General features: G+C 68.2%; 9 protein-coding genes. 4 read left to right on the plus strand and 5 right to left on the minus strand.

All coding sequences use genetic code 11. The features are described from left to right. Window positions 1-233: 233 nt before the first annotated feature. Complete coding sequence (gluQRS, locus tag OSB52_RS23235; RefSeq protein ID WP_266063702.1) at window positions 234-1,154, plus strand: tRNA glutamyl-Q(34) synthetase GluQRS; 921 nt, start codon at window positions 234-236, stop codon at window positions 1,152-1,154. Window positions 1,155-1,174: 20 nt separating this feature from the next. Here the strand turns inward: gluQRS and OSB52_RS23240 are convergent, their stop codons facing one another. The 4 genes from OSB52_RS23240 to tgt all read right to left on the minus strand — a co-directional run bounded on the left by OSB52_RS23240 (window position 1,175) and on the right by tgt (window position 5,927). Further along, window positions 1,175-2,185 (minus strand): hemolysin family protein, encoded by a 1,011-nt coding sequence (locus OSB52_RS23240; protein WP_266063703.1) that lies wholly within the window; start codon window positions 2,183-2,185, stop codon window positions 1,175-1,177. Further along, window positions 2,182-3,570 carry a hemolysin family protein gene (locus OSB52_RS23245; protein WP_266063705.1) on the minus strand — a complete coding sequence of 463 codons (1,389 nt, stop codon included), beginning with the start codon at window positions 3,568-3,570 and terminating at the stop codon, window positions 2,182-2,184. The genes OSB52_RS23240 and OSB52_RS23245 overlap by 4 nt, the downstream gene beginning before the upstream one ends. Before the next feature lie 180 nt (window positions 3,571-3,750). Then, on the minus strand, window positions 3,751-4,440 hold the full coding sequence (locus OSB52_RS23250) for a GAF and ANTAR domain-containing protein (protein WP_235723391.1): 690 nt from the start codon (window positions 4,438-4,440) through the stop codon (window positions 3,751-3,753). A gap of 236 nt (window positions 4,441-4,676) precedes the next feature. Continuing rightward, a complete protein-coding gene (tgt, locus tag OSB52_RS23255; RefSeq protein ID WP_266063713.1) occupies window positions 4,677-5,927 on the minus strand; it encodes a tRNA guanosine(34) transglycosylase Tgt in 1,251 nt (416 codons plus the stop codon). A gap of 144 nt (window positions 5,928-6,071) precedes the next feature. On the opposite strand from tgt, the gene OSB52_RS23260 reads away from it, so the two are divergent. Together OSB52_RS23260 and OSB52_RS23265 are read left to right on the plus strand one after the other, a co-directional pair. After that, a complete protein-coding gene (locus tag OSB52_RS23260; protein WP_266063706.1) occupies window positions 6,072-6,515 on the plus strand; it encodes a hypothetical protein in 444 nt (147 codons plus the stop codon). 93 nt (window positions 6,516-6,608) lie between these two features. Then, window positions 6,609-7,388 (plus strand): MerR family transcriptional regulator, encoded by a 780-nt coding sequence (locus OSB52_RS23265; RefSeq protein WP_235723389.1) that lies wholly within the window; start codon window positions 6,609-6,611, stop codon window positions 7,386-7,388. Between the two features lie 376 nt (window positions 7,389-7,764). On the opposite strand, the gene OSB52_RS23270 is transcribed toward OSB52_RS23265, so the two are convergent. After that, on the minus strand, window positions 7,765-9,084 hold the full coding sequence (locus OSB52_RS23270; RefSeq protein ID WP_266063707.1) for a UDP-N-acetylmuramoyl-tripeptide--D-alanyl-D-alanine ligase: 1,320 nt from the start codon (window positions 9,082-9,084) through the stop codon (window positions 7,765-7,767). Between the two features lie 95 nt (window positions 9,085-9,179). On the opposite strand from OSB52_RS23270, the gene OSB52_RS23275 reads away from it, so the two are divergent. After that, complete coding sequence (locus OSB52_RS23275; protein ID WP_266063709.1) at window positions 9,180-10,259, plus strand: D-alanine--D-alanine ligase family protein; 1,080 nt, start codon at window positions 9,180-9,182, stop codon at window positions 10,257-10,259. Window positions 10,260-10,300 lie beyond the last annotated feature (41 nt).

Genomic DNA, 10,300 nt, shown 5'->3' on the forward strand with positions numbered 1-10,300 from the left:
GCCGGGAAGGTGTGGGAAGACGGTGTTGGTTGCGTGGTTTCGATACGGTCTCGGCCAGCGCCTCCGACCTACTCAACCACCGACACACACCACCACCTCGGCCAGCGCCGGTTCGGAGGACGGACTCACGCCAACAAACGCTCGCTGGACAACTCGCGGATTGAGTAGCCGCGAACAGAGTGAGTGGCGTATCGAAATCCGGCGTCGCCGGCCGGTCGGTAGGGTGATCGGCGATGGACCTGGGAGGAACCGCGATGCCGGCGGGGCGGTATGCGCCGTCCCCGTCGGGTGATCTGCACGTGGGTAATCTGCGCACCGCAGTGCTGGCCTGGCTGTTCGCCCGCACCACCGACCGGGCGTTCTTCATCCGGATGGAAGATCTCGACCGCACCGCGGTGGGCTCCGATCGCGGGCAACTGGCCGACCTCGCAGCGCTGGGCCTGGATTGGGACCCGCCGGTGATCTACCAGTCGCATCGACTGGCGTCATACCGTTCGGTCATCGACGGGCTGCGCGACCAGGGCCGCACCTTCGAGTGCTTCTGCACGCGGCGCGAGATCCTGGAGGCACCGTCGGCGCCGCATGCCCCACAAGGCGCCTACCCGGGCACCTGCCGCGACCTCACCGAGGCCGAACGCGCCGATCGGCGCCGTTCACGTCCGCCGGCCATCCGAATCCGCGCCGACGTCGACCATTTCACCGTCGACGACATCCTGCACGGGCCCTACACGGCGATGGTCGACGACTTCGTGATCCAACGTAACGACGGCACCCCCGCCTACAATCTCGCGGTGGTGGTCGACGACGCTGCGCAGGGCGTCGACCAGGTGGTACGCGGTGGCGACCTGCTGTCGTCGGCACCGCGTCAGGCTTACCTGGCCGCGCTGCTGGGGCATCGGCAACCCACCTACGCCCACGTTCCGATGGTGCTCAACGACAACCGCATTCGCCTCAGCAAACGCGACGGCGCGGTGACCCTGACCGATCTGGCCGAAAACGGCGTGTCCGCCGCGCAGGTGCTCTCACACATCGCGCAGTCACTGTGGCTCGCCGAGGACGGCGAGTCGGTGGACCTGGCCGCGCTGGCCGAGCGTTTCCAGCCCGACGCCCTGCCGAAAGAGCCGTGGATCCTGACCGACGCCGAGTGGCGCTGACCCCGCCGACTCCCCACCGGTCAGGCGGTCGCGAGCAGCCGATCCAGCACGTCGTGCAACGTGAGCACACCGGCCACGTCGTCGTCGGCCACCACGATGGCCAGATGCTGCCGCGTTTCACGCATCGTGGCCAGTGCCCGGTGCACGGGCTCGGTCGCCGCGAACGTCTGGACCGGACGCATCAGATCCGCTGCGGTGGCCTCGGGGGCTGCCGACAGGCAGTCCCGGACGTGGACGACGCCCACATACCGGTCGGCGCCGGTGGCGTCGCCCTGCACGAGTAGTCGTCGATGTCCCGTCGACCTCGACGTCGCGCGGATCGCCGCGGGCGATGCGGTCGACTCCACTGAGCTCACCACGGCGCCGGCCAGCACGTCGGCGACGGTGAGCCGCTGCAGTTCCAGCGCCCCGGACAGGTGCGCGTGATAGCGCTCGTCGAGGGTGCCGACGGTGGCGGAGTGTTCGACGAGATGACGCAGGGCATCAGCGTCCTGCCCGGCGGCGACCTCGTCGACGGCCTCCACACCCACCCGGTGCAGACACCAGTTGGCCAGCACATTCAGCCGCACGATGAGCGGTCGGGTGACCCACATGAAAGCCCGCATCGGCAGAGCCAGCAACGTCGCCGACCGTTCCGGATGCGCGATCGCCCACGACTTCGGCGCCATCTCACCGACGACGAGGTGCAGGAACGTGACCGCGATCAACGCGAGGACGAACCCGGCGACGTCGGCGGACCACGTCGGCATACCCCATGTCTCGAACAGCGGCGTGAGCCAATGGTGCACGGCCGGCTTGGTCACGGCGCCGAGCGCTAGCGTGCACACGGTGATACCCAATTGCGAACCCGCCAGCAGCACCGACAGTTCCGAGGCGCTGCGCAGCGCGGCGCGGGCCGAGCGGCTGTCGGCGGCCGCGTCTTCCAACCGGTGCCGGCGGGCGGCGATGAGCGCGAACTCGACGGCGACGAAGAAGGCGCTCGCCGCGATCAACGCGATGGTGACCAGTAGAACAACCCACGGATTGCTCATCGTGCACCCTCCTCGGCGGTGGCGTCGGGAATGGTGAGCAGCACCGACGACGGCACATGCCGTCCCACCGACAGCACGGTCATCGTGGCGGTGGCGGGCCGCAGATCGTCCTCGTCGAGCGGCACCGGGTCACCGACCAGGTCCACCTCGACCACGTCGCCGATGGCGGGCAGGCCGCCGAACTCGGCGATGACCAGTCCGGCGACGGTTTCATGGTCACCTTCGGGCAGGTCACGGCCGATCACGCGGGACACCTCGTCGAGGTGCGCGTCGCCGCGAACCCGCCAGCCCTCGTCGACACGTGCGATCGGTCGCGCTACATCGGAGTCGTGTTCGTCGTCGATCTCGCCGACCAATTCCTCGGCGATGTCCTCGACGGTCACCACACCGGCGAATCCGCCGTACTCGTCGATGACCACCGCCAACTCGTCGTGAGCGGCGTCGATTTGGGCTAGCACCTCGGGCAGCGGCAGCGATACCGGCACGATCACTGCGGGCCGAGCGAGATCGGCCGCGGTGGAGTCCGCAGCATCGACCTCAGGGGTCGCGTCACCATCCGACCAGACGAGCAGGTCGTGGAGGTGGACGACCCCGGTCACGTCGGCACGATCGTCGACGACGGGGTAACGCGTGTGCCCGGCGCTCATCGCGGCGAGCACCTCGGCGGCCGGATCGGTCGCGCGCACCACATCCACGCGCGTCCGCGGGATCATCGCGTGCTCAGCGGTTCGGGTGGGAAAGTCGAGCACTCGATCGAGCAGCGCCGACAGTTCCGCGGGCAGCTCGCCCGCGTCGCGGGATTCGGCGACGATGTGTTCGAGGTCGCGCGGGGTGGCCGAATGCTCGACGTCGTGCACCGGTTCGATCCGCAGTGCCCGCAGCAGCAGGTTCGACGCGGTGTCGAATAGGCTGATCAGCCAGCCGAAAACGGCCAGGTAGATGGTGGTGGACCGAGCCAACCACCGCGCGACGGGCTCGGGCCGCGCGATCGCGAGGTTCTTCGGGAACAGCTCACCGAACACCATCTGCACCACGGTGGAGAAGCCGATCGCGATGACCGTGCCGAGGGTGACCCCGACCGCAACCGGGACCCCGACGTCGCCGAGTAGTTCCCCGACGCCGCTACCGATGAGCGGTTCGGCCACGTAGCCGACGAGCAGTCCGGTGACGGTGATGCCGAGTTGGGCTCCGGAGAGCATGAACGAGGTGCGCCGGGTGACGGTCAATGCACGGGCCGCGGCTGCGTCGCCGGCCTCGGCGCGAGCCTGCAACCGCGACCGGTCGACGGCCATGAAGCCGAACTCCTGCGCGACGAAGTAGCCGGTCAGGGCGGTGATGAGGACGACGACCAGGATTCCGACGATGATTCCGAGGACGGTCAACATGTGGCCACCGCCGTCGGTTCAGGCTTCGGCGAGCCGGGTCTTCGAGGTTTCTTGCGTTTCGGACGGGGGCGCTTGGCGCGTCTCATCGGGTCTTTCTGACTGGCGGTCGGGGCGGGGAGGGTGCGGTGTACGCACTGTCCTCACAAGTGCGCAACGAATGGTACGGCAGTCGGGTTCCCGCTAGTCCGGTGTGGCTTCGGTCACCTGTCGCGCGACCTCGACGAGCGGTGTGTTCGTATCCTGCGACAGACGCCGCAGCAACTCGAAGGCAGCCACCGCGTCGATGGTGAAGCGCTCCATCAACATCCCCTTGGCCTGACCGATCAGATCACGGCTGGCCAACGCGCTGCGGAAGTCGCCCTGCTGACGGGCCCGATACAGCGCCAGCGACGCATGGGTGGCGTAGACCAGACCCACCTCGACGGAGTCGTCGTCGAAAGCGTTGACCCGGTCGGAGAACAGGTTCAGTGCACCGATGGTGGCGTGATGGGTGAACAGCTGGAACGACAGGCTGGATCGGGCCGGCGTCTCGGCCACGGTGCGCGCCGACAACTCGGGCCAGCGCGGATCGGCGGCGATGTCGTCGACCCGGACCATGTGGTGCTGCCATGCGGCTTCCACACAGGGGCCCTGTCCGGTCTCTTTCTGCAGAAGATCGAGGTGGACCATGATCTCGTCGGTCGGGGCGATGGTCTCGTACTCGCGGGCCTTCGGGTCGACGAGCAGGACGCCTGCGTGATCGGTGCCCGCCACGTGCTCGACAGCACCGGCGGTGATGGCCTCGATCACCTCGTCACTTGCCGCGCGGTCGGTCTCGGGGATTGCGTGCATCGTGCGTGATAGGTCGGCGATCGCCTGATGGACACTCATCTGTCATCTCCTCCGGTCCCACGACGCCCCGGGCCCCCGGGCGACACGATCGTCGACGGCGGCCCGGTGTCCACCGTAGTAGGCCGCAGGCGGCGGCGGGCGCCCGCCATCAGAGCGGTCCCCGGGGCTACAGATTCCGAACCCCGGGGACCTGGCCCTCGGCGAACTCCGCGGCGCCCGCCCGGGCTTGGTTGGCGGCTACCCGCAGCTGCGAACGGTCAAACGCGCGGCTGCAGTCAGCTGCCGGTTCCCGCGTAGTAGCGCGCCAGGAACTCGTCTCGGTACTCCCGGTAGGTGCCGTCCTCGATGGCCTGGCGCGCGCGGTCGACCATCGTCACGATGAAGGAGACGTTGTGCAGCGTGGCCAGCGTCGCGGCCAACCCCTCCTTCGCCTTGAACAGGTGATGCAGATAGGCCCGGCTGTACTGGCTGGTGTAGTTGTCGATCTCGGGATCGAGGGATCGGAAATCCCTGCGGTACTTGGCATTGGTAATGTTGTAGCGCCCGTCGAGGGAGTAGATGGCGCCGTTGCGCGCCACCCGGGTGGGTGAGACACAGTCGAAGGTGTCGGCACCGTTCTCGATGGCGGTGAAGATGTCGTCGGGTTCGCTGATGCCGAGCAGGTGCTTCGCGGTGTCCTCCGGCAGTTCCTGGTTGACCCAGCCGACGATGGTGCCCAGATTGTCCTTCTCCAGCGCCCCGCCGATGCCGTAGCCGCCGAAGCCGCGTCCACCGTCGGCCTGATCCATCGCACTCATGGTGACCAGGTCGCGGGCGGCCTTGCGGCGCAGGTCCTCGTACTGCGCACCCTGAATGACCCCCCACAGCGACTGCGCCGGACGGTGGGTGCGTTCCCGGGACAGCCGGTTGTGTTCGGCCAGGCATCGGATCGCCCACAGCCGGGTACGCTCCAACGAGTTCTCCTGGTAAACGCGCGTATTCATCAGAGTGGTCAGTTCGTCGAAGGCGAAGATGATGTCGGCGCCCAGCTGATGCTGGATCTGCATCGAGACCTCCGGGGTGAACCGGTGCGCGGACCCGTCCAGGTGCGATTTGAAGGTGACGCCGTCGTCGTCGACCAGCGACAGACGTTCGCGACCCTCGGCGGTGATCTCGTCGTTCTGCTCCCCGGTGACATCCATCGAGATGACCTTCTTGAATCCGGCGCCCAGCGACATCACCTGGAATCCACCGCTGTCGGTGTAGGTGGGGCCGGGCCAGTTCATGAATGCACCGAGCCCGCCGGCCTCGTCGATGATGTCCGGCCCGGGCTGTAGATAAAGGTGATAGGCGTTGGCGAGCACCGCCTGCGCGCCGAGTTCGCCGACGGCCTCGGGCAGCACCGTCTTGACGGTGGCCTTGGTGCCGACCGGCACGAAGGCCGGCGTGCGGATGCGGCCGTGGGGGGTGTCGATGACGCCGGTGCGGCCCATCGTCCCGGGCAGAGAGGTCCCGACGGAGAACGAGTGGTCGGGGGACAGAGACATGGAGCTCACCGGCGAATTCTCGCAGTTGGACACCACCACACAAAACCCGACGTTCGACGGGGGACACGTGTTGGGTCCGGTTGCGCCGACGCGTGGGCCGTCGCTCGGCCGGATACGCGGCATGCGATTCGTTACGGTGAATCCATGTCGCGAATCGTCACAAGGTTGTCTCTCGGTTTCTGCGCTCTGGCCCTCTGTGCGTTCGCCACCGCTTGCGGAACCGAGGAGCAGGCGGTCGAGACGACCACCGCCACCCTCAGCGAGAACCCGTCGGCGCCGGTGGTGGCAGGTCCGAGTCCGCGGCCTACCAGCGACACCACGCAGGCGCAGCCGACCGACGATCGCGAATGCGGCACCACGTCCGGCCCCGATGGCGCACTGCGCGTACTGATCACCGACGGGACCGTCTCCTGTGAGGAGGCCATGGCCCTGGCGGCGCAGTACGGACCGATGATCGCGACGGGACGCGACCAGATGGTCGACGGGTGGGAATGCGGCCCGTCGGACGACGCCGGAGTCCTCGCGAAGTGTGAACGCGACAACGACGCCACCACCGATGACGACGACGAGATCGACTTCGCGCCCTGATCCAACGGGGCCGGCCGCCCTGGATTGTGGCGCTCATGACCTGACGCCCTTGACCCTGACGCCCTTGACCCTGACGCACCGTAAGGCGCGACAGTGTCCGGTGTGAACGATGCGGAACACGAGTACACGGTCGGCGCGGTGGCACGGCTCGTCGGGATCAGCGTGCGCACTTTGCATCACTACGACCACATCGGTCTGGTGGTGCCATCGGGACGCACCGGTGCCGGATACCGGGTCTACGACGATGCCGATGTCGAACGACTGCACCGGGTACTGACCTACCGTCAGCTCGGGTTCTCGCTGGAGCAGATCGCGACCCTGCTCGACGATCCGTCGGTTGATGCGCTGGCGCATCTGCGTGATCAGCACGAATTGCTGACCGACCGGATCGATCGGTTACGTCGGATGGTCGCCGCTGTGGAGGACATGATGAATGCGAAGCGCGACGGCATCCAATTGACGGCTGCCGAACAAGCCGAGATCTTCGGCGACGACTGGCCGGGCGAGGACTACGCCGCCGAAGCAGAAGAACGCTGGGGTGACTCCGACGCGTGGCGGCAGAGCCAGGAGCGCACCGCCGGGTTCTCGAAAGGCGACTGGCAGGCGGTGAAGGCGCAGACCGACGCCCTCGAGGAGCGGTTGGCCGAGGCGATGCGTGCCGGCGTGATGCCGGGGACACCGGAGGCCAACGCACTCGCCGAGGCCCACCGGGCGTCGATCAACCGGTTCTACGACTGCGGACATGAGATGCAGGTGAACCTGGCGCAGATGTACCTCGCCGACCCCCGGTTCACGGCGCACTACGACGAGCGCGCCGAGGGTTTGGCGCAGTACGTGCACGATGTCATCGTCGCCAACGCCGACGGGCAGTGATCTCGATACGCGTGCTCGCCTGGCGGCTCGCAGGCTACTCGATCACCAGTTTGGCTCCCCGGAGCGAGGGAGCGCGACCTCCGCGAGCCGCCCCATGCTGGTGATCGAGTAGGGCACACCCCTCCGCGAGCCGCCCCATGCTGGTGATCGAGTAGGGCACACCCCTCCGCGAGCCGCCCCATGCTGGTGATCGAGTAGGGCACACCCCTCCGCGAGCCGCCTCACGCTGGTGATCGAGTAGGGCACACCCCTCCGCGAGCCGCCCCATGCTGGTGATCGAGTAGGGCACACCCCTCCGCGAGCCGCCCCATGCTGGTGATTGAGTAGGCCGAGCCCCTGGGCGAGGCCGTATCGAAATCACCCGACCGCGGCTTCCTCAGCCCAGTAACGCCTGCGCGACCCGCTCGAGCGCCGCGGCACGGCTGGCCTTCACCAGCACCGCGTCCCCGGCCTCGAGGTCGGCGAGGGCGGCGACGGCACTGTCGATGTCGGGGACGTGGCGGGCGGACTCACCGTAATCGGGGGCGTCGACGGCGATCACCTCGACGCCGAGGTCACGCGCCTGCTCGGCGACCGACAAATGCGCTGCCGCCGAACCGGCACCGAGCTCCCCCATCGTGCCGAGCACGGCCACCCGGCGCCCGGCATCGAGCACCGCCAGCGACCGCAGGGCCGCGGCCATCGAGGTGGGGTTGGCGTTGTAGGCATCGTTGAGCACCAGCACCCCGGCGGCCGAGGTGACGAGGTCCATGCGAAGTCCGGACAGACTCGCACCGCGCAGGCCGTCGGCCATCCGACCCACCGGCACACCGAGCCAGCCGGCGGCGGCGACCGCGGCCAGCGCATTGGGCACCTGATGCTCGCCACGAGCACCGAGTGCGATGTCGGCATCACCCCACGGGGTCTGCAGCCGGAAGGACGCGCGCAGCTCGTCGTCAAGGACCACGTCCGAGGCGCGGACATCGGCTGTCGAACCGAGTCCGAAGGTCAGCACGCCCGCGTCGGTGCGCTCGGCCATGGCGGCCACCCGCTCGTCGTCGGCGTTGAGGACAGCGAGGCCATCGACCGGCAACGCCTCGACGAGCTCACCTTTGGCGCGCGCGACCGCATCGATGTCGCCGAACAGTTCCAGGTGCACACCCTCGACGCGGGTGACAACCCCGACGGTGGGCCGCGCGATCGAACACAGCAGGTCGATGTGGCCGATGCCGCGGGCGCCCATCTCGACCACAACAGCCTCGGTGTCGGCCGGGGCGTTGGCCAGGGTCAGCGGCAGCCCGAGCTCGTTGTTGAACGATTTCTCGCTCGCGGTGGCACGGAACGTGGTGGCCAGCGCCCCGGCCAGCAGATCCTTGGTGGAGGTCTTGCCGACCGACCCGGTCACCCCGACGACCCGGTCGGGCAGGCGATCGCGGGCCGCAGCACCGAGATCGGCCAACGCCGCGGCGGTGTCGGTGACGGTGATCGCCGGCAATGAGACGTGCGGCAGGCTGCCCTCGGAGCTCAGGTACGCCGCGGCACCCGCCGACTGCGCCGACGACACGAACTCGTGCCCGTCGCGGGCGGCCACGATCGGCACGAACAGCTGCCCGGCCTGCACGCTCCGGGAGTCGATGCCGACCCCGGAGATCTCCACGTCATCGCCGACCAGCCGCCCATTGACCGCAGCCGCGATCTCGCTCGCCCTGAATTGCACACCGCAACGCTACAAGGCTCGCCGCCGACCGCCACATACCCGAGGAGGACAAACCCAGACGACTCGTACGACATCGTCGACGTATGGTGTGGGCCATGGCCTCACCCCTGCTGCGTCTGGTCGTCCTATATGGCGGCGTGTCCGCCGAACACGACGTCTCGTGTGTGACCGCCGCCCACGTCTTGGCCGCCGCCGACCGCAGCAAGTACGACCTGGTGCCGATCGGCATCACCAAGTCGGGGACGTGGCTGCGCAACGACAAGGCGATAGCGGCACTCGCCGAGGGCAGCGACCTACCCGAACGACTCGAACCGGCCGGTACCGAGGTGGAGCCCCTCGCTGCGATCCGCGGCGAGGGCACCGATCAGGCGATCACCGTGGTACTCCCACTGCTGCACGGGCCGCACGGCGAGGACGGCACCATCCAGGGCATGTTGGAGCTGTTCAAGGTCCCCTACGTGGGTGCCGGCGTGCTCTCGTCAGCGCTGTGCATGGACAAGGCGATGGCCAAAATCGTCGCCGAGCAGGCCGGAATCCCACAGTGCCGCTGGGTCGAATTCCGCGACGGTATCGACGACCCGAACGAGATCGTCACCCGCGCGGTGGCCGAGCTCGGGCTGCCGGTGTTCGTCAAACCCGCCAACCTCGGCTCGTCGGTGGGCATCACCAAGGCCCACGACGCGGCCGAACTCGACAAGGCCGTCGACCTCGCGCTGCGCTACGACGATGTGGTGATCATCGAGGAGGCGGTCACCGCCCGCGAGGTGGAGGTGGCGGTTCTCGGCAACGCCGCCCCGGAGGCGTCGGTGCCCGGAGAGATCGTGCCGGGCAGTGAGTTCTACGACTACGAGGACAAGTACGTCACAGGTGCCGCGCAGCTGGTGATCCCCGCCGACCTGCCCGACGACGTCACCCGCGAGGTCCGAGAACTGGCGGCCAAGGCGTTCACCGCCTTACGCTGCGCGGGGATGGCACGTGTCGACTTCTTCTATGAGGCCGAGGGCCGCGGCTGGCTCCTCAACGAGGTCAACACCATCCCGGGCTTCACGCCGGCCTCGATGTATCCGAAGCTGTGGGAGGCCACCGGGATCAGCTACCCCGACCTCATCGATCAGCTCGTCGCGCTCGCGCTGGACAGCCATCGGCGCCGGGTCGGGTTCTCCACCGAGCACTGACGAGGGTCTCGATACGCGGCGGGCTCGCAAGCTCGCACGCC

Source organism: Gordonia aquimaris (assembly GCF_026262595.1).
In the GTDB taxonomy this organism is placed as follows: Bacteria; Actinomycetota; Actinomycetes; order Mycobacteriales; family Mycobacteriaceae; genus Gordonia; species Gordonia tangerina.

Coding starts and splice junctions, on each gene's coding strand:
- OSB52_RS23240 (WP_266063703.1), bottom strand. CDS start 2,185: ATGAGCAATCCGTGGGTTGTTCTACTGGTCACCATCGCGTTGATCGCG.
- OSB52_RS23250 (WP_235723391.1), bottom strand. CDS start 4,440: ATGAGTGTCCATCAGGCGATCGCCGACCTATCACGCACGATGCACGCA.
- gluQRS (WP_266063702.1), top strand. CDS start 234: ATGGACCTGGGAGGAACCGCGATGCCGGCGGGGCGGTATGCGCCGTCC.
- OSB52_RS23260 (WP_266063706.1), top strand. CDS start 6,072: ATGTCGCGAATCGTCACAAGGTTGTCTCTCGGTTTCTGCGCTCTGGCC.
- OSB52_RS23245 (WP_266063705.1), bottom strand. CDS start 3,570: ATGTTGACCGTCCTCGGAATCATCGTCGGAATCCTGGTCGTCGTCCTC.
- OSB52_RS23275 (WP_266063709.1), top strand. CDS start 9,180: ATGGCCTCACCCCTGCTGCGTCTGGTCGTCCTATATGGCGGCGTGTCC.
- tgt (WP_266063713.1), bottom strand. CDS start 5,927: ATGTCTCTGTCCCCCGACCACTCGTTCTCCGTCGGGACCTCTCTGCCC.